Origin of the sequence: Variovorax robiniae (assembly GCF_037889955.1) — a bacterium.
In the GTDB taxonomy this organism is placed as follows: domain Bacteria; phylum Pseudomonadota; class Gammaproteobacteria; order Burkholderiales; family Burkholderiaceae_C; genus Variovorax; species Variovorax robiniae.
This window is the reverse complement of record NZ_JBBKZS010000027.1, coordinates 1-18978: the sequence shown is the minus strand read 5'-3', so window position 1 is coordinate 18978 and position 18978 is coordinate 1. Positions and strand designations below refer to the sequence as shown.

17 protein-coding genes and 1 rRNA gene are annotated in these 18978 nt (G+C 65.7%); 6 read left to right on the top strand and 12 right to left on the bottom strand.

What is annotated here, in order from left to right; all coding sequences use genetic code 11:
• Nucleotides 1–2: 2 nt before the first annotated feature.
• Nucleotides 3–1325: a protein kinase gene (locus WKW79_RS32540; RefSeq protein ID WP_340339375.1), complete on the top strand. Its 1323-nt coding sequence runs from the start codon at nucleotides 3–5 to the stop codon at nucleotides 1323–1325.
• Here the strand turns inward: WKW79_RS32540 and WKW79_RS32535 are convergent.
• Nucleotides 1300–2019, bottom strand: coding sequence for a GNAT family N-acetyltransferase (locus WKW79_RS32535; protein WP_340339419.1), 720 nt, complete (start codon nucleotides 2017–2019; stop codon nucleotides 1300–1302). The genes WKW79_RS32540 and WKW79_RS32535 overlap by 26 nt on opposite strands.
• Nucleotides 2020–2156: 137 nt before the next feature.
• On the opposite strand from WKW79_RS32535, the gene WKW79_RS32530 reads away from it, so the two are divergent.
• From WKW79_RS32530 to WKW79_RS32520, 3 genes are read left to right on the top strand one after another with little or no spacing between them, the layout of a single operon-like run.
• Nucleotides 2157–2819: a response regulator gene (locus tag WKW79_RS32530; RefSeq protein ID WP_340339418.1), complete on the top strand. Its 663-nt coding sequence runs from the start codon at nucleotides 2157–2159 to the stop codon at nucleotides 2817–2819.
• Between the two features lies 1 nt (nucleotide 2820).
• On the top strand, nucleotides 2821–4617 hold the full coding sequence (locus WKW79_RS32525; protein ID WP_340339374.1) for an ATP-binding response regulator: 1797 nt from the start codon (nucleotides 2821–2823) through the stop codon (nucleotides 4615–4617).
• A 30-nt stretch (nucleotides 4618–4647) separates the two neighbouring features.
• A complete protein-coding gene (locus WKW79_RS32520; protein ID WP_340339373.1) occupies nucleotides 4648–5418 on the top strand; it encodes an SDR family oxidoreductase in 771 nt (256 codons plus the stop codon).
• Nucleotides 5419–5552: 134 nt separating this feature from the next.
• Here the strand turns inward: WKW79_RS32520 and WKW79_RS32515 are convergent, their stop codons facing one another.
• Genes WKW79_RS32515 through glyQ form a run of 6 tightly spaced genes read right to left on the bottom strand, consistent with a single transcriptional unit; the run spans nucleotide 5553 to nucleotide 11711 of the window.
• A complete protein-coding gene (locus WKW79_RS32515) occupies nucleotides 5553–6287 on the bottom strand; it encodes an alpha/beta fold hydrolase (protein WP_340339372.1) in 735 nt (244 codons plus the stop codon).
• A gap of 8 nt (nucleotides 6288–6295) precedes the next feature.
• Nucleotides 6296–7270: a M48 family metallopeptidase gene (locus tag WKW79_RS32510; RefSeq protein ID WP_340339371.1), complete on the bottom strand. Its 975-nt coding sequence runs from the start codon at nucleotides 7268–7270 to the stop codon at nucleotides 6296–6298.
• Nucleotides 7271–7299: 29 nt separating this feature from the next.
• Nucleotides 7300–8034, bottom strand: coding sequence for a lysophospholipid acyltransferase family protein (locus WKW79_RS32505; RefSeq protein ID WP_340339370.1), 735 nt, complete (start codon nucleotides 8032–8034; stop codon nucleotides 7300–7302).
• A 31-nt stretch (nucleotides 8035–8065) separates the two neighbouring features.
• Nucleotides 8066–8656, bottom strand: a complete 591-nt coding sequence (gene gmhB / locus WKW79_RS32500; RefSeq protein WP_340339369.1) for a D-glycero-beta-D-manno-heptose 1,7-bisphosphate 7-phosphatase — start codon at nucleotides 8654–8656, stop codon at nucleotides 8066–8068.
• A 10-nt stretch (nucleotides 8657–8666) separates the two neighbouring features.
• The gene (gene glyS / locus WKW79_RS32495) at nucleotides 8667–10796 is read right to left on the bottom strand and encodes a glycine--tRNA ligase subunit beta (RefSeq protein WP_340339368.1); all 2130 of its coding nucleotides are present in this window, start codon (nucleotides 10794–10796) and stop codon (nucleotides 8667–8669) included.
• A 9-nt stretch (nucleotides 10797–10805) separates the two neighbouring features.
• On the bottom strand, nucleotides 10806–11711 hold the full coding sequence (glyQ, locus tag WKW79_RS32490; RefSeq protein WP_340339367.1) for a glycine--tRNA ligase subunit alpha: 906 nt from the start codon (nucleotides 11709–11711) through the stop codon (nucleotides 10806–10808).
• A gap of 124 nt (nucleotides 11712–11835) precedes the next feature.
• On the opposite strand from glyQ, the gene WKW79_RS32485 reads away from it, so the two are divergent.
• Together WKW79_RS32485 and WKW79_RS32480 are read left to right on the top strand one after the other, a co-directional pair.
• A complete protein-coding gene (locus WKW79_RS32485) occupies nucleotides 11836–12714 on the top strand; it encodes a bile acid:sodium symporter family protein (protein WP_340339366.1) in 879 nt (292 codons plus the stop codon).
• Nucleotides 12692–14458: an N-acyl-D-amino-acid deacylase family protein gene (locus WKW79_RS32480; protein WP_340339365.1), complete on the top strand. Its 1767-nt coding sequence runs from the start codon at nucleotides 12692–12694 to the stop codon at nucleotides 14456–14458. The genes WKW79_RS32485 and WKW79_RS32480 overlap by 23 nt, the downstream gene beginning before the upstream one ends.
• Nucleotides 14459–14559: 101 nt before the next feature.
• Here WKW79_RS32480 and lnt read toward each other — a convergent pair whose 3' ends face one another.
• The 5 genes from lnt to rrf form a co-directional block, all read right to left on the bottom strand.
• Entirely contained in the window at nucleotides 14560–16128 is a 1569-nt protein-coding gene (gene lnt / locus WKW79_RS32475; protein ID WP_340339364.1) for an apolipoprotein N-acyltransferase, read from the bottom strand.
• The gene (locus tag WKW79_RS32470) at nucleotides 16125–17003 is read right to left on the bottom strand and encodes an HlyC/CorC family transporter (protein WP_340339363.1); all 879 of its coding nucleotides are present in this window, start codon (nucleotides 17001–17003) and stop codon (nucleotides 16125–16127) included. Before WKW79_RS32470 ends, lnt begins: the two co-directional genes overlap by 4 nt.
• 98 nt (nucleotides 17004–17101) lie before the next feature.
• Nucleotides 17102–17830 (bottom strand): GNAT family N-acetyltransferase, encoded by a 729-nt coding sequence (locus tag WKW79_RS32465; protein WP_340339362.1) that lies wholly within the window; start codon nucleotides 17828–17830, stop codon nucleotides 17102–17104.
• Nucleotides 17831–17941: 111 nt separating this feature from the next.
• Nucleotides 17942–18415, bottom strand: a complete 474-nt coding sequence (locus tag WKW79_RS32460; RefSeq protein ID WP_340339361.1) for an Lrp/AsnC family transcriptional regulator — start codon at nucleotides 18413–18415, stop codon at nucleotides 17942–17944.
• 479 nt (nucleotides 18416–18894) lie between these two features.
• Nucleotides 18895–18978: ribosomal RNA gene (rrf, locus tag WKW79_RS37110) — 5S ribosomal RNA — on the bottom strand; the annotation flags it as partial.

The following is an 18978-nucleotide window of genomic DNA, read 5'->3' as shown; positions in this document are numbered from 1 at the left end:
TCGTGGCCAAGGGGCACACGCTCGCGCAGCTGCGCAGCGGCGAACTGGCCGGCCACCATGCGCTCGACCTTGTCTCCTGCGGCCTGACGGAGTTCCCGCGCGAGATCTTCGAGCTGGCCGATACGCTGGAGGTCCTGAACCTCTCGCGCAATGCGCTGCAAAACCTGCCCGAGGACATGCATCGGCTGCACCGCCTGCGCATCCTCTTCTGCTCCGAAAACCCGTTCACCGAATTGCCGGCGTCGCTCGGTACCTGCCCCTCGCTGGAGATGATCGGCTTCAAGTCCTGCCAGGTCCGCGAGGTCCCTGCCAACGCCCTGCCGCCAAGGCTGCGCTGGTTGATCCTGACCGACAACGCCATCGAGGCCTTGCCCGATGGCTGGCACCGCTTTCCGCGCCTGCAGAAGCTGATGCTGGCCGGCAACCGACTGCGCTCGCTGCCCGACGACATGGCCGGCTGCGAGCGACTCGAATTGCTGCGCATCTCGGCCAACCGCTTCGACGCCCTGCCGAACTGGCTGCTGCAAATGCCGCGGCTGGCCTGGCTGGCCTGCGCGGGCAATCCCTTCAGCGATGCCCACGAGGCCGCTGCGCTGTCGCGCCAGGCCGTGCCGTCCATCGACTGGTCGCAGCTCACGCTCGGCGAACGGCTCGGCGAGGGCGCGTCCGGCGTCATTCACCGGGGCACCTGGCAGCGCACGGCGGATGCCAGCGAATCCGTGGCGGTCAAGCTGTTCAAGGGCGCCGTGACCAGCGACGGCTGGCCGCACAGCGAGATGGCAGCCTGCATGGCCGCCGGCAAGAACGCCGGGCTGATCGCCGTGCACGGCCGCATCGCCCACCATCCCGAGAACGTCGAGGCCCTGGTGCTCGCCTTGGTGCCGCCGCACTTCCGCAACCTGGCCGGCCCGCCGAGCTTCCACTCATGCACGCGGGACGTCTACGACGCACACGCGCGCTGGCCACTGGCCGCGGCGCTGGCGATGGCGCAGCAGATGGCCTCGGCGGCCGGCCAACTGCACGCGCGCGGCATCCTGCACGGCGACCTCTACGGCCACAACATCCTGCATGACGGCGCGGGCCAGGCCTTGCTCGGCGACTTTGGCGCGGCATCCTTCGTCGGCACCGGGCCGCAAGCCCCAGGCCTGGAGCGCATCGAGGTGCGCGCCTTTGGCTGCCTGCTGGAAGAGTTGCTGGATCGCTGCACCGATGCCGACGAAGCGGCGCTGGCGCCGTGGCGACAGCTTCAGTCGCGCTGCCTGCAGGACACCGTCGCCCTGCGTCCCGACTTCGCGCAGATCAGCGCTGCGTTGTCGAGCGGCTGAAGGGCTCGTCCACGACCAGCACGCTTTCCAGCCAGCGCAGCGCCCGCGCAAGGAGCGTCGGTCGAGGCGCGGAGGACCGCGCGACGAGGGCACGCGAGCGCGTCTCGGCATGCACGATATCGCCGTCGCCGCGATCGACCGTGCAGCAGAAGCGCTTGTGCCGCATCAGCGCCAGCATCGCCGCGTTGTCGGCCATCAGGTCGCAACGCATCCAGCTGACGCCGGCCGCATGGGCCGCGGCGCCCAGCGCATGCAGCGCCCATGTCGCGATGCCCTGGCGTTGCCATGCATCGTCCACCATCAGCATGAACTCCGCGCTCTGGCCGTCGGGATCGATCAGGTAGCGCGCTTCCGCGACCAGGCGTTCGCGCCCGCCTTCATGCACCGCCACCACCATCGCGAGGTGGCGACGGTAGTCAATGCAGACGAGGCTCGCCAGCTCGTCAGCCGATGCGGGCAGTTGCGCGTTGGGAAAGCGGCGTGAAAGCGAGCGCTCCGACATCCGATTGATCAAGTCCGCCAACAGGCGATTGTCCTGCGGCATCACCGGCCGCAGTGTCAGCCGATGGTCCCCGTCGATCCAGCGCACGTCGATCAAGTTCGTCGGGTACTGACTGATCAGGTACGAATCGACGAGCCCCACTGTTGACCGTAAGGTATGTGGGGTTATCGGACTGTCGGAACTGGCGTTCATGCCCAAGCATACGAGTGGCGCGCTTCGATTTCCCCATCCATGGGGGCGTTGACAGTACGACCAAAGTATGAGTAAGCACTCGCACAATGCGAATCTGGTGAATACTGGGGTTTGGGGGGATAAAAATGAACTTGCTGATGGTCGACGACCACATGATGTTTTTGCAGGGCATGAAGAACCTGCTCAACGTATTGGTGCCCGAGCTTCGCGTCGAAACCACCGGTGACATGGCCCACGCGGTCCAGTTGGTGCAGTTGACCGAGTTCGACATCGTCCTGCTGGACTGGCACCTGAGCGATTGCGAAGGCACCGAGTCGATCCGCTGGCTGCGCGACGCGGGCTGCACGGCACGCATCGTCGTGCTGTCGGGCGAAACGAATGCCACGCTGATACGCCACTCGATCGAGCTCGGCGCCGCCGGCTTCATTCCCAAGAAGTACAGCTCCGAGATGATGGTGGCGGCGCTCAGGCACGTTCTCGCGGGGCGCGTCTTCTTGCCATCTGAAACCTATCCGGCACGCGGCATCGGAGGCCCGTCCAATACGGGCACGCCCGCCGGCACCACCGCCTCCCCATCGGAAACGGCGCTCGACCCCCGCCTGGCGGGGCTGACCGCGCGGCAGATGGCCGTGTACCGGGCCGCCACCCGAGGACTTTCCAACAAGCTGATCGCGCGGCAACTCGACATTGCCGAATCGACCGTCAAGGCCCATCTCAGTGCGGTGTACAGCGCGCTCGGCGTGCGCAATCGCACCGAGGCCGCCTACCAGGCATCGCGCGAGGGCATGCACATTGGTTGACGTGCCACTGCACGACCCGGTCCCTCGCGAAGAGCGGATCGCGCGTCGGATTGCGGAGCGGCGTGTCGAGTTGATGCTGCGCTACCTGAACCGCTTGCCCGCGATGTTCGTGGGATACGTCATCCTGGCGGTGGTCGCGATGCGGCAAGGGCTCATGGTGTGGCCGTGGGTGTGGCTGGCCATCACCGCGGTGACGATGTACTACCGCTGGTCGGTGGCGCGCAAGATCGAGAAGCTCCCCGCGATCGAGAAGGGCGCCGCGCTCCCGCGTCTCAACCGCGGCTTCGCGCTGGGCGGCCTGGTGACCGCGCCGATCGTGCTGCTCGCCTACTCCGCCCCCAGCGACGAGGCCCCGCTGTTGATGGGCATCATGCTGGTGACCGGCTGCGCCGTGGGCGCCGCGTCGATGGCGGGTTCCGTGAAGGCCTTCGTGGGCTTGTGCACGCCGACCTTCATGCTGATCGCCGGCGGCTGGTTCATGCGGGGCGGAAGCCTCGGCGTTTCGCTGTGCATCGGCATCCTGATCATGTACCTGGTGCTGCTGGCCAGCGTGCGCGACCATGACCGCAACCTCAAGGAGCTGATGGCGCTGGTGGAGGACAACGCCCAGCTCTCCGAATCGGTCGAGCTCGAGCGCGACCGCGCGGAGGCGGCCAGCGCGGCCAAGACCCGCTTCTTCGCCGCCGCGAGCCATGACCTGCGCCAGCCGCTGCATGCGCTGTCGATCAACGCGACCACGCTGGAGATCCTCGCGCAGCGCGGCAACGACGTCCTGCTCAAGGAAATCAGCCGCGGCATCGGCAGCGCGCTGCGCCAGAGCAGCGGCCTGCTCGACACCTTGCTCGATATCTCGCGACTGGAAGCCCACTCCATCGAGCCCAAGCTTGCCCCGCACGACATCGGCATCCTGTTGCGCGCGGTGCATGACGAATACGCCGCGCTCGCGGCCCAGCAGAGCCTGCTGCTCAAGGTCGACCTGCCGGCCGAGACGCTCTGGTGCCTGACCGACAGCGACCAGCTCATGCGCATCCTCGGCAACCTGGTCAACAACGCCATCAAGTTCACCGAGCGCGGCAGCGTCACGCTGTCGGCCCGGCGCGGCCCGCGCGGGCATGTGCTGGTGCAGGTGGCGGACACCGGCTCGGGCATCCCGCCCGACCAGCGCGAGCGCGTGTTCGAGGAGTTCTACCAACTCGACAACACGCCACACGACCGCGCGCAGGGGCTGGGCCTGGGCCTGGCCATCGTGCGGCGCACGGCGGCGCTGCTGAAGCACAAGCTGCGACTGGACAGCGTTCCGGGACGGTGCACGACCTTCGAGCTTCGCATCGCATCCGCCATGCCGCCGCGCCAGCCCCCCGCGCCGACGGTGCCCCTCGCCCGACTGGCCGACAGCCAGCCGCTCGCAGTCCTGCTGATCGATGGGGAGGCCGAAGGGCTGGCGGCGCTGTCCACCTACCTCACCCAGCTCGGCTGGTCGGTCCATGGCGCGGAGGGCGGCGCGCAGGCCGAGCAAGCACTCGTCGACGGCTATGAGCCCGACGTGCTGGTCATCGACTACCGACTGCGCGGCGAGACCGGCCTCGACGTGATCGAGCGCGTGCGCCGACGCGTGCCCGGCGTGCCGGCCGTGATCGTCACCGGCGAGACCGCCCCCGAGCGATTCGCCGACCTGTCGCGCGCCGCCGAGCGCGTGCTGCACAAGCCACTGAGCGGCGACGTGCTGGCCCGCACCCTGCAGGACGTGGTCGCGCGCGCTGGCGCGTTGGCGACCGGCCCCGTCATCGCCCGGCACTAAGCTGCGCGCTCCTTCCGGAGCAAAAAAAGCATGGACACCACTCAACTCTTCTCCCTCGAGGGCCGCACCGCCCTCATCACCGGCGGCTCGCGCGGCATCGGCCGCATGATCGCCGAGGGCTACCTGGCCCAGGGCGCCCGCGTGTACATCTCGGCGCGCAAGGCCGATGCGTGCGACCAGACGGCCAGGGAGCTGTCGGCCTTCGGCCATTGCGTATCCCTGCCGGCCGACGTGTCGACCATCGAAGGCGCGCAGGCACTGGTCGCGGCCTATTCGAAGCACGAGAAGACGCTCGACATCCTGGTCAACAACGCGGGCGCCGCATGGGGCGCGCCGTATGACGACTTCCCCGAAAGCGGCTGGGACAAGGTGGTCGACCTGAACCTCAAGACGCCCTTCTTCCTGACGCAGGCGCTCACGCCGATGCTCAAGGCCGCCGCCACCGATCACCTGGCCAAGGTGATCAACATTGCGTCGATCGACGGCGTGTCGGTCAATCCGCAGGAAACGTACTCCTATGCCGCCAGCAAGGCCGGCCTGATCCACCTCACCAAGCGCATGGCACTGCGCCTGGCACAGGAGCGCATCGCGGTCAGCGCGATCGCGCCGGGTGCGTTCGCCTCCAACATGAACAAGGAAGCGCGCGACCATGCCGACGAGGTCAAGGGGCACATTCCCGCCGGCCGCATCGGCACGCCGGAGGACATGGCGGGCGCCGCGATCTACCTCGCTTCGCGCGCGGGGGACTATGTGATGGGGGCGACGCTCGTTGTAGACGGCGGCGTAGCCTGGGCCCGCTGAAAAAGGCATGAATCTTCCTACTGCGGACGCCGATCTCGGGTCTGCGCTGCTCGCCGCACGAGAGTGCGGCTGCGCTGCTCAATCCGACCTCGACGCCCTCGCTACGGAATCTTCACACCTTTTCATGACGCAGCTCAGATTGCGTTGACGGCGAGCAGCATGTCAGCCAGCTCGCGCGGGGCCGAGATCATCGCGTCGTGGCACGTCGCGATCTCGCGGTAATCCCATCCGGGCTGCAACCGCGCGAGCTCGGCGCTCGGCGTGACGATCGGGTACAACGGGTCGGTGCAGCGGACATAGGTGGCGGGTACGCCATTGCCCACCGGGTTCGCCAGGGTCAGGCTGGTGAGGTAGGTCTTGAGCGGTTGCGGCGTGAGCCGGCGCTCCACCCAATCCATGAGCGCATCGCCCTCGCGCTCGCGCGACAGGCCGAAGTTGGTGGCAGGCGGCACCGGCGTGCACAGGCCGCCGCTGAACTTGTCGGCGGCAGCGAGCCTGGCTTCCTGCACGTCCGGCGGCAGCCCGCTCATGATGCTCTGGCCCGACATCGGAATCAGCGAGTCGAGGAACACGAGGTGCCGCAGTCGTTGCGGCATGCGCTCAGCGACACCCACCACCGCGCAGCCGCCGAAGCTGTGGCCCACCAGGTAGACATCCTCCAGTTCTTCCGCCTCGATCACGTTGACGATGTCGTCGACGAAGGTTTCCAGCGTGATGTCCCGGCTCATGAGATGGCGCCGCTCGCCCAAGCCGGTCTGTGTCGGCGTCAGCACGAAGTGACCGGCCGCCCGCAGATGCGCCGCCACGTCGCGCCAGCACCAGCCGCCATGCGATCCGCCATGGACCAGGAGATAGGTTCTCTTTTCCATCGGGTGCTTCAGCTCCAGCGAGGCATGGTCTCGTCCTTGAGCTGCTTGCGCAGCACGCCGTAGTCCGGCACCACGCTCTCCACCGTTTCCCAGAAGCGTGGACTGTGATCCATCACGCGCAGGTGGCTGAGCTCGTGAGCGACCACATAGTCGATCACCGGCATCCGGAAGTGGATCAATCGCCAGTGCAGGCGAATCCCGCCGTCGGCGCTGGCGCTGCCCCATCGCGTCGACGCGTTCGAGAGCGACAGCTTGGTCCACCGCACGCCGAGGCGCTGCGCGAAATGATCCAGCCGCTCAATGAAGATGCGCCGCGCCTGCTTCGAGAGCCAGGCTTGCGCGGCATCGCGTATCTGTTCCGGCGTCGCGTTCTGCGCGAGCGCCATGCGCAAGGTCCTGGGCTGCGTCGGGTCGTCGCCGGCTTCGAGCACCGCACCCACGCCCTTGAAGCCATGCTTGGGATCCAGCCGCACAACGACCGGTTCGCCAAGGAATGGAAAGCTCACGCCATCGCGCCATTCGATGCGCGCAGATTCGAGCCGGGCATAGCGCTGGTCGGCCTCGGCCAGCTTGCGCAGGATCCAGGCGGACTTCTCCTGCAACGCCGCATCGACATCGCGCAACGCCACCCAGCGCGGCGCCCGCACCGACAGCCCCTGCGCACCGACCACGAAGCCGATCGTGCGCCGTTGTCCGCGTGTGAATTCATAGGCCACGCGCGCATTGCCGAGCATGGTCTCGCGCGTGGCGCGAGGATGCACGAAGCGCGCGGGCGCCAGCGAATCGGCCAGCGAAATTTCAGGCTGCGACGTGCGCGGAACCGCATCGGCGACGGGTGCGGCAGGCCCCTCCGGCGCAGCCGGCACCACGGGCGCAACAGGCTTGGCGCGTCTCGACCGCGGTTTCGACGGCGTCTTCGATCCCGGCGCGTCCGTCGACAGTCCTTCGAACAGGTCCAGCGTGTGTTGCAGCAGCCCGCGCATGTCTCAGCCTCCCGGCGTGTGTGCGTGTGTCATCGATAGGCCTCGGGGTCGAGCCGACGCATCTCGGCCTCGATCCAGTCCTCGACTTCACGCATCAATTCGTCCGGCTTGCGGCCGATGCTCGGTATCGCCGGCCCGATCGACACATCCACGATGCCCGGCCGCTTGATGAAAGCCTTGCGCGGCCAGACCTTGGCCGAGGTCACGGCAATCGGCACCACCGGCGCGCCGGTCTCGCAGGCCAGCCGCGTGCCCCCCGACTTGTAGGTGCCCTTCTGTCCGCGCGGAATGCGGGTGCCCTCCGGGAACATGATGATCCAGATGCCTTGCGCCAGCAACGCGCGGCCCTGGCTGACCACCTTGTTGAAGGCCTGCGCCCGCTGGCTGCGATCGATGTGGATCATGTCCAGCCGCGCCATGGCCCAACCGAAGAAGGGCACGTAGATCAGTTCGCGCTTGAACACATAGGCCAGCGGATGCGACATCAGCGTCGGCATCAGGAAGGTCTCGTAGGTCGACTGGTGCTTGACCAGCAGGATGGCGCCGGCCCGCTTGTCCTGCGGCAGGTTCTCCATGCCGACCACGCGCGTCTCGATGCCGAGGATCACGCGGGCGCCACCGATCGCCCAGCTCAGCCAGCGCACCGCCATCCACCACAGCGGCTCGCCACGGCGCCAGATCGAGGCGACCACCATGATGATGCCCCAGGGAATCACGGTGACGAGCATCCACAGCATGTGAACGACGGAGCGGAGAAATGCCATGGAAATCGATCTTCTTGTGCAATGGAAAGAATCAGTCTTGCGGCGCCGCGAGCGCCGCCTTTGCTTCGCGCTCCTCGCGCGCCAGCAGGAAGTCGACGAAGGCCGAGAGGTCGTCATGGACCCGCGTGTTGGGCGGGTACTCGGGCGGCAGCGGCACGACGCCGCGGCACGCCTCGCCCATGCCGGTCAGCAGCAGGTGCGGCTCGCACCCCGCCGCCGCGCCGGCCTGCACGTCGCGCAGGCTGTCACCGGCCGTCGGCACGCCATCGAGGTCGATGCCGTAGCGCTCGCCGATCTGCAGGAACAGGCCCGGCTTCGGCTTGCGGCATTCGCAGTTCTCGTCGGGGCTGTGCGGGCAATAGAACACCGCGTCGACCTTGCCACCCACGGCCGCCAGCATCTTGTGCATCTTGGCATGCATCTGGTTGAGCGAGGCCACATCGAACAGGCCGCGGCCCAGGCCCGACTGGTTCGAAGCGATCACCACATGCCAGCCCGCATGGTTGAGCCGCGCGATCGCTTCGAGCGCACTGGGCAACGGCGTCCACTCGACCTCGCTCTTGACGAAGTCCTCGCGGTGAACGTTGATGGAGCCGTTGCGGTCGAGGATGACGAGCTTCATGGTGATTGCCTCAGGTTGCGAGCCGCTCCAATTGCGCCACACGGTTCATCGACTCGTGCAGCGACTTCAGCAGGCCCAGCCGGTTCAGCCGCAGGTCCGCCTGTTCCGCATTGACCATCACTCCGTCGAAGAAGGCGTCGACCGGCGCGCGCAAGGCGGCGAGGGATTGGAGCGATGCGGTGTAGTCGCCAGCGTTGAACTGCGCATCGGCCGTCGGGACGACCTGTTGCATTGCGGCGTGCAGTGCCTTTTCGGCAGGCTCCTGCAACAAGGACTCGGCCACCGGCGCGTCCGCCGATTCGGGCGACTTCTTCAAGATGTTGCCGATGCGCTTGTTCGCCGCAGCCAGCGCGGGTGCCTCGGGCAGCGCGGCGAAGGCGCGCACGGCTGCCAATCGCTTCGGCAGGCTCGACCATTCAGTGAGCTTGCGCGCATAGACCGCGGCATCGACCTCGGGCACCGAATAGCCGGCGTCCTTGAGGTAGCCCTTCAGGCGCTCTATGAGGAACTCATCCAGTTCGACGGACGGATCTTTCGCCAGCAGCGGCCCGAAGGCCTCGTAAGCCAGCCGTGTCAGTTCGTAGAAGTGCAAGGGTAAGGCACGCTCGACCAGCATGCGCACCACGCCCAATGCATGACGACGCAGCGCGAACGGATCGCGGTCACCCGTCGGCAGGTTGCCGATGCCGAACATGCCGACCAGTGTCTCCAGCTTGTCGGCCAGCGCAACCACGATGCCCACCTCGCCGCGCGGCAAGGTGTCGCCAGCGAAGCGCGGCTTGTAGTGGTCTTCGATGGCATCGGCTACCGCGGCATCGAGTCCGTCGTGCAGGGCGTAGTAGCGGCCCATCGTGCCTTGCAGCTCGGGGAATTCGCCGACCATGTCGGTCACCAGGTCGGCCTTCGCGAGTTGCGCGGCCTGCACGGCTTGCTGCGAGAGCTTCGCATCGCCCAGCTTGGCAGCGATCGCCTGCGCAATGCGCATGACGCGCTCCACGCGCTCGCCCTGCGTGCCCAGCTTGTTGTGATAGACCACCTTGCCCAGCGACTCGACACGCGAGGCCAGCGTCTTCTTGCGGTCCTGGTCGAAGAAGAACTTGGCATCGGCCAGGCGCGGACGCACCACGCGCTCGTTGCCCTGGATCACGGCGCTCGCATCATCAGGCGTGATGTTGCTGACGACGAGGAACTTGTTGGTGAGCTTGTCCTGCGCATCGACCAGCGGGAAGTATTTCTGGTTGGCCTTCATCGTGAGGATCAGGCACTCCTGCGGCACCGCCAGGAATTCTTCCTCGAAGGAGCAAGTCAACACATTGGGCCGCTCGACCAATGCGGTGACTTCGTCGAGCAGCGCATCGTCCTCGACAGGCTTCGCGCCACCGCCCACCTTCGCGGCCGCAGCAGCCAGTTGCCGCGCGATCTCGCCGCGGCGCGCATCGAATCCCGCGATCACCGCGCCCTCGTCGGCCAGCTGTTGCGCATAGCTGTCCGCATCGCGCAGCACGACCGGATCGACCTTCGCCTCGAAGCGATGGCCATGCGTGTCGCGGCCCGACTGCAGACCCAGCGCCTCGACGGCGACCACATCAGCACCATGCAGCGCGACGAGTCCATGTGCGGGCCGCACGAAGCTCACGCTGCTCCATCCCGGCAGCTCGCAGTGGGTCTCGAGTTGATAGCTCATCACCTTGGGAATCGGCAGCTTCGCGATGGCTTCCGCCAATGCCTTCTGCAAGCCCTCGGCCAGCGTCGCGCCCTTCACCGTGCTTTCGTAGAACAAGGCTTCGGCCTTGCCGTCCTGCGCGCGCTTGAGCCCCGCCACCGCCGAGGCATCGGCGCCGAGCGCGGTCAATTTCTTCAGCAATGCCGGCGTCGCGCCGCCCGAAGCATCGAGCCCGACCGCGACCGGCATCAGCTTCTGCGACACGGCCTTGTCGGCTGCCTGCGATGCCACGTCGGTCACATGCGCCGCCAGCCTGCGCGGCGATGCAAAGGCCGTCAGCACCGAGCCACTGCCAGCGAGCCCCAGCGCCACGAGTTGATCGCGCAGCACGCCCGCGAACGCATCGCCCAGCTTGCGCAAGGCCTTCGGCGGCAGTTCCTCGACGAACAGTTCGACCAGAAGATTCTTGTTGTTCATGCTCATCGCTCAAGCAGCCTTCTTCGGGATTTGCGCGACCCACTCGCGCGGTGCCAGCGGGAAGCCGAGCCGCTCGCGGCTCTCGTAGTAACTTTGCGCAACGCTGCGCGCGAGATTGCGGATGCGGCCGATGTAGGCCGCCCGCTCCGTTACGCTGATGGCGCCGCGCGCATCGAGCAGATTGAAGCTGTGCGCCGCCTTGAGCACTTGCTCGTAGGCCGGCAGTGCCAACTGTTGCTCCATCAGGTGCTTGGCCTGCTTTTCGTGCGCAGCAAAGGCGGTGAAGAGGAAGTTGGCATCGCTGTGCTCGAAGTTGTAGGTCGACTGCTCGATCTCGTTCTGCTTGTAGACGTCGCCATACGTGAGGCCATCGGTCCACGTCAGGTTGTAGACGTTGTCCACGCCTTGCAGGTACATCGCGAGGCGCTCGAGCCCATAGGTGATCTCGCCGGTGGCCGGCTTGCAGTCGATGCCGCCGACCTGCTGGAAGTAGGTGAATTGCGTGACTTCCATGCCATTGAGCCAGACCTCCCAGCCCAGCCCCCATGCGCCGAGTGTCGGGTTCTCCCAATCGTCCTCGACGAAGCGGATGTCATTCTTCTTCAGGTCGAAGCCGAGTGCTTCCAGGCTGCCCAGGTACAACTCCAGGATGTTCGAAGGCGCGGGCTTGAGCACCACCTGGTACTGGTAGTAGTGCTGCATGCGGTTCGGGTTCTCGCCATAGCGCCCGTCCTTGGGACGGCGGCTCGGCTGCACATAGGCCGCCTTCCACGGCTCCGGCCCCAGGGCACGCAGGAAGGTGGCCGTGTGCGAGGTACCCGCGCCCACTTCCATGTCATAGGGCTGCAGCAATGCGCAGCCCTGGTCGGCCCAGTACGACTGCAATTTGAGAATGATTTGCTGGAAGGTCAACATGAGACTGGCCGGTGTATTCCGGACATTGGACACATAAGCGCAGGCGAAGCCCGCGAAAGCCGGTGATTTTACGGGGGCGAGGCCGGCGCCACAGCGGTTAGGCTCTCGGCCCGAGGAGATCGCTTTGAGCGCACAACAATTGATATTGAGCGTGGTCCTTGCCACGATGGTTTTTTCGGTCGCGCTGGAGCTGAAGGTTGATGACTTCAAACGGGTTGCCCAGACGCCCCGCGCCGTCATCTGCGGATTGATTCCCCAGTTCATTCTCTTGCCGGTCGGCACATGGCTGGCAACTATGGTGCTCGACCTGCCACCGGACATCGAGGTCGCGATGATCCTCGTCGCGGCTTGCCCCGGCGGGTCGCTCAGCAACGTCATCACGCACTTCGGCCGGGGCAACACGGCCTTGTCGGTGAGCGTGTCTGCGGTGGCCAGCGTGATTGCGCTGTTCGCGACGCCATTCAACTTCAGCTGGATGGTGGCGAACAATCCGCACACCGCGAGCTGGCTGCGCACGCTCTCGATCGACCCGTCCGACATCTGGGTCAGCCTGCTGCTGTTGCTCGCAATCCCGATGGCGCTGGGTCTGTCGCTCACGCACTTCAAGCCCGCGCTGTCGAAGAGGTTGCAGAAGCCGCTGGCCAACTTCTCGCTCGTCGCGCTGCTGGCCTTCATCGTCGTCGGCCTTATCGTGCAACGGCAGTTGCTCACCATCGGCCTGCTGCCCCTGCTCGTCATCGTGATCCTGCACAACGCGAGCGGCCTGTTCTTCGGCTTCATCACCAGCATCGCGATGCGCGTGAGCGAATACGACCGCCGCGCCGTGATGATCGAAGGCGGCATGCAGAACTCGGGCCTCGCGCTCGGCATCATCGCGGTGCAATTCAACAGTGACCTGGGCATGGTCTTGATCGCCAGCCTGTGGGGCATCTGGCATATCGTCAGCGGACTTTCGCTGGCATTCTTCTGGAGACGAAAAGATGCAGCACGACCTGCTTATTGAGAACGGCACGCTGGTCGACGGCACTGGCGCTGCCCCGTACACCGCCGACATCGCGGTGCGTGACGGAAAGATCGCGGCCATCAGCCGCACGCCCGGCGAGCTCGCCAGCACCGCGCGTGAAACGGTCGATGCCCAAGGCGCCTGGGTGACCCCCGGCTTCATCGACATCCACACCCATTACGACGGCCAGGCCACCTGGGACGACTGCTTCTCCCCGAGCATCCATCACGGCGTGACGACCGTCGTCATGGGCAACTGCGGCGTCGGCTTCGCGCCCGTGCGACCCGGCCACGAGGACGATCTCGTCAAGCTCATGGAGGGCGTGGAAGACATCCCCGGTGCCGCACTGCATGAAGGTATCCGGTGGAACTGGGAAAGCTTCACCCAGTACATGGACGCGCTGGCCGCCACGCCACGCAGCCTCGACTACCTGGTGCAAGTGCCACACGACCCCTTGCGCATGTACGTGATGGGCGAGCGCGCGGTTGCGCAACAGGCTGCAACGCCCGAAGACATCGCGGCCATGCGCGCACTGTTGCGCGAAGCGCTCGAAGCGGGCGCCGCCGGCTTCAGCACCGGCCGCAGCGACAACCATCGCACGTCCGACGGACTGGAGACACCGGCGTCCGAAGCCAGCGCGGCCGAACTGACCGGCATCGCCTCGGCCTTCGAAGGCCTGCAGCACGGCGTCGTGCAGTGCGTTAGCGATTTCGACCTTTTGCGTGGCCCCGAGAACTTCGATCGCGAGTTCGCGCTCATCGAGCAGGTCGCCCGCGCCTGCGGTCGACCGCTGTCGATGACATGGATGCAGCGCGACCCCGGCGGCGAGCAGTACATCGCCATCCGCGATCGCGTCGAGGCCGGCGTGGCCCAAGGTCTACCGCTGTACCTGCAGACCGCTGCGCGGGGCATCGGCGTCATCAACGGACTGGACGCCAGCTTCCATCCCTTCATGGGCTTCCCGGGCTACAAGGAAATCGCACACCTTCCGCTGGCGGAACGCGCCGCCGCGATGCGCGAGCCCGCGCGCAAGGCACGCATCCTCAGCGAGAAATCAGCACGCCTTGCCGGTGACGGCACCGCCATCCCTCCGCTCGTCGACGAGCTGCTGGCCCGCATCGACATGATCAGCGGCCGCATGTTCCCGCTCGGCCCCTCGCCGGACTACGAGCCCTCCGTGATGCAGAGCTTCCTGGTGCGTGCGAAGCAGGCCGGCATCAAGCCCCTGGAGGCGCTGTACGACCACCTGGCCGGCGGCGATGGTGACCACCTCATCTACTTCCCGATCTTCAACTACAACGGCGGCTCGCTCGACGTACTCGGCGAAATGCTGCAACATCCGCGCGCGCTCGCGGGCCTGAGCGATTCCGGCGCGCACGTGGGCACCGTCTGCGATGCGAGCTTCACCACCTTCATGCTCACGCACTGGGTTCGCGACCGAAAGCAGGGCCGGTTGCCGCTTGAGACCGTGGTGCAGATGCTGACCCAGCGCAACGCGCGCTACCTCGGCCTGGAGGACCGCGGCACGCTCGAGGTCGGCATGCGCGCCGACATCAATGTGATCGATCCGCAAGCCCTCGGCGTCGGCACGCCCAAGCTCGTCGCCGACCTGCCAGCCGGCGGCAAGCGCTTCCTGCAAAAGGCCACCGGCTATCGCGGCACCTGGGTCGCCGGCAAGGCGGTACAGCGCGACGGCGCGATCACCGAAGCGCGGCCTGGCCGCCTCGTGCGCCTCGGCCAATGATGTAGCGCAGGGCGCAACGTAGCTTGCAAGGGGCGGGCGCTGCCGCCTCGCAGGTCATTGCCGCCTTGCCTTCATGTGCCCGTCTCCATGAAAAGGCGCGCTCAGGAACCGCGACGCCGAAGCGCGCCAGGCAATACCGTGATCGCCACCACCAGCATCGCCACGAGCCACATCGGCAGCAGTCCGTAACGCGAGACCCAGGCGGCATAAGGCGTGATGCCGTTGCGCCCTTCCACCATCGCCACCAGCACCCCGCGCGTGAGCCGCGGCAATGACTGCGTCACCACGCCGTGGTGGTCGATCACAACCGTGGCACCGGTGTTGGTGGCCCGCACCATCGGCCGCTGGAACTCCAGCGCGCGCATGCGCGAAATGGCCAGGTGCTCGTCGATCGCAACCGAATCACCGAACCATGCGATGTTGCTGACGTTCAGCAGGATGGTTGGCGCCCGCGCTTCGTCGCGAAAGTTCGCGCCGATCTCCTCCCCAAACAAGTCCTCGTAGCAGATGTTCGGTGCGATGCGCTGTCCTTGCCACTCGAAGGAAGGCTGCGCCAGTCCGCCGCGCGCGAAGTCGCCCAGCGGGATGCTCATCATCTCGGTGAACCAGCGGAACATGCCCGGCACGAACTCCCCGAATGGCACCAGGTGGTGCTTGTCATAGCGATACGGCGCCGCCTGTCCCGCCTTGAAACCGAGCACCGTGTTCGTGTATCCGCGCGCGTCACCTATCGGCAAGCCGACGATGGCGGCTTGCGTGCCGCTCGCGTAGCGCGAGGCGATCGCATGGAGATAGCCCGGCGGCAACTGGCTCGGCAGCAGGGGCAGCGCGGTCTCCGGCGTGACGACCAGCGAAGCGCTCGCATCGCGCAATTGCACGCCATACCAGTTCAACGCCGTGGCCACCCCGCCGCCGGGGATGAACTTCTCGTCCTGTGGAATATTGCCCTGGAGCAATGCGATCTGTAGTGGGGGCGGTGCGGCGTTCGCTGCGCGCGCGGTGACGTCGGTCACGCCCACCACGCTCAAGCCGGTGAGCACAAGAACGACGCTGACGGGCGCGAGCCACGATGACCTGAGCCGATGGTCGAGTCGCAAGCACTGGGCCAACACCGCGCACAACAGTGCGGCGACCGCGCCGATGCCGTACACGCCGACCCAGGGCGCCAGCTTCGCCAGCGGCCCCTCAACGTGCGCATAGCCGCTCGCCCCCCATGGGAAGCCCGTGAACCAATAGCCGCGGATCAACTCCGCCAAGGTCCATAGGGCCGCAAAGCTCAGGGCCCGCCACCACCAGCGTCGAGGTGCCCAAGCGACAAACACGGCACATGCGACCGCGTAGTAGAGCCCCAAGGCTGCTGCCAGCAGCAGCACCGCGAGTGCAGCCAGCGGCGCCGCCATGCCGCCATAGGTGTGCATGGAAATGAACAGCCACCAGAAGTTGCCGCACAGCCAGGCGGTCGCAAAGACCCAGCCTTGACCGAAGCCCCTGCGCCAAGGCCGAGGGGCCGCGTCGAGCCGCAAGCCCTCCAGCAGCCACACCAACGCCGCCATGGACAGCAATTGAAGCCACCAGAGCGGCTGACCGCCCCAAGGCCAGGCAATCGACGCCGCTTGCGCCGTGCCTGCCAGCGCAAAACCGAGCGCGCGAAGCAGCGTCGTGGTGTTCAATCGGCCGCGTCGTCGCCGCGCGCCGGCGAGACCTTGAACCAGCGCACCGCGCCGCCCTTGGTGTGCAGCACGACGAAGTCGAAACCACCCAGCGCGTGGTGCTCGCCCCGCTTGGGCACATGGCCCATCTCGTGCGCAATGAGTCCGCCAATGGTGTCGAAGTCCTCGCTCAGCACTTCTTCATCAAAGACGATGCCGAAGGCCTCGGCCACGCGCTCGATCGGCGTGTCGCCCGACACCCGGTACGTGTGGTCGGCCAAGCCAAAGATGTCGCCCTCTTCCTCGGCAATATCGAACTCGTCCTCGATCTCGCCGACGATCTGCTCGAGCACATCCTCGATGGTGATGAGCCCCGCCACACGCCCGAACTCGTCGATGGTGATGGCCAGGTGATTGCGATTGCCGCGGAACTCGCGCAACAAGTCGTTGAGGCCCTTGCTCTCCGGCACGAAGGTCGCGGGCCGCAGCAATGCGCGCACATTCAAACCCGGCGCGCGCTGCAATTTGAGCAAGTCCTTCGCGAGCAGGATGCCAATGATGTTCTCCCGGTCACCCTCGAACACCGGAAAGCGCGAATGCGCCGTGTCGATCACCACGTGGATCAAGGAATCGAGCGAGGCGTCGATGTCCAGCAGGTCCATGCGCGGCGCGGCAACCATCACGTCGGCGGCGGTCATGTCGGCCATCCGCAGCACGCCTTCGAGCATCACGCGCGATTCGGCGCCGATCACGTCGTTGTCCTCTGCGTCGGCCAGGGTTTCGATCAGCTCGTCGCGCGAATCCGGTCCAGGATGGATGAATTCGGCCAGCTTCTGCAAGAAGCTGCGTTTGTCTTCCCGTTCGACGGGGGTGCGCTCAGGGTGAGGGTCGGCCACTGCGGGAGGGCGTAGTTGGGGAAGCGCAAGGATACCGGAAAGGCGAACGCCTCCCGGGCATCGCAGCGCTCGTGCGGCCGGTTCGCGGCCCGGGCGACTCAGGACGCGGTGTGATCGCTCGCGGGACGACCGCCGCGCCGAATCTCCTGCATGGCATGCAGGAAGGTCCAAAACCGCTTGGCGCGTGTCTTGAGCTGGAAATCGACTTCGCCGTAGTTGTCGAGGGCGATCTCGGTCATGCGGCTGTCGAAGTCGGCCTTCGGCAGTTCCAGGTGGGCCTCGGCTTCCGATCCCGTGCGCACGACCGTGGCGCCGGCGTTGCGCGCGATCTTGATCATTGCCGCGTTTTCGCTCAAGGCGTGAATGAAGAGCATGCCGATGCCTTCGTTGCGCGCCGTGACAATAGTGCGCTCAAAGAGACGCGCCCCGTAACCGCGTCGGCGAGCGTGCTTGGACACTGATCCGCCGAACTCGGCGCAATCCAAAGGTTGGCCCGCCGGGGGAAAGGCCAGGTGTGCCAGTGCGATGATCTCGAGCCGGCGGTTGTAGATACCGAAGATCTCGTCGCGGTCGAAGTCCAGCGTATCAACGTAGCGCTGCACTTGCTCGTCTGACGCCGCATAGCCGAAACGAAGGTAACGGTCGTGCAGGTCCAGGTCCAACAGATGGCGCGCGATGCGGTCGCGCTCACCCGGACCAATGGAACGGATGGGCACGAGGACCGGTTGCTGACCTGGGTCATCCGGCAGGCGAGACTCAGTAGCCGGCACTTTGAAGAAAGAACCAGCGCCGAACGACGCCTTGAGAAGGGAGCTTGCATTGAGCATGCTCCGAATATAAGGGTTTCCCCCAATAAATGATGTCGGACGGGGCCGATAAGTGACGCTCTAGTGACGTATTACTAGACATTGTGGCGTAAAACGAACCAGTCCGTCAGTTTAGACGGGCACGGCGGTGGTCGTCTTGACCCGATCGAGGACAAAACTCGTCTTGCAGTCTTCCACGCTAGGGTGCTTGAGTAGCGTGTCCATGATGAAGCGGCTGTAGTGCGCCATGTCCGCGACGACTACACGCATCAAGTAGTCCATATCACCAGTCAACGCCGCGCATTCGACAACCTCCGGCCAAGTCTGAACGCTGGCCCGAAAGACATCCATGGGATTGCGCTTGTGGCTCTCGGTATGTTTTTCAAGCCGGACATTGATGTAGGCGGTGAGGCCCAAGCCAACGGATTCAGGCTTCACGAGCGCCACGTAGCGATCGATCACGCGACTTTCCTCCAGCCGCTTGACACGCCGAAGCACAGCACTCGGCGAGAGACTGACCTGCTCCGCAAGCTGCTCATAGGTCGCCCGCCCGTCTGCTTGCAGCGTGCGCAGTATTAAGCGATCCAGCTTGTCGAGTGCCTCCATGGGCCGATTTTTACAGCTTTATTGCGCCTCGAGGCTGAAATCGGCATAGTGAGTTCAACGCACCGTGACGTCGTCCACAAGTACACCAGGTTCGCGCGCCATCGGTGGCCCTATGCAGGTGCCGTGCACGAGCCGATGCGCCGGTGGTCCCCTACGGGTACGCAATGACCGGCTGCCATGGCGCCTCTCTCGCGTATCTCGCGCAGTGCGGGCCTGAGTAGGATTTTGTGAATGAGTCCAAGCACGCGGCGGAAGGAATGCCCCGCTTGTTCGTAGTCTGAACCGCACAAACACCAAAACTCAGCCACCCGAGTCGATGCCAAGTTCGACAAGCAGAAATACGAGTGGCTTTTAGACGTCGCGGACCGCACGTCTGGCGAATTCACAAACCAAGGGGGCTAACTTCATCTCCCATCATTTCAGCTCGGAAAAGCAAAAAGCCCAACCTCTGCTGAGGTTGGGCTTTCTGGGCTGTAAGAGCCTGACGATGACCTACTTTCACACGGGAACCCGCACTATCATCGGCGCTGAGTCGTTTCACTGTCCTGTTCGGGATGGGAAGG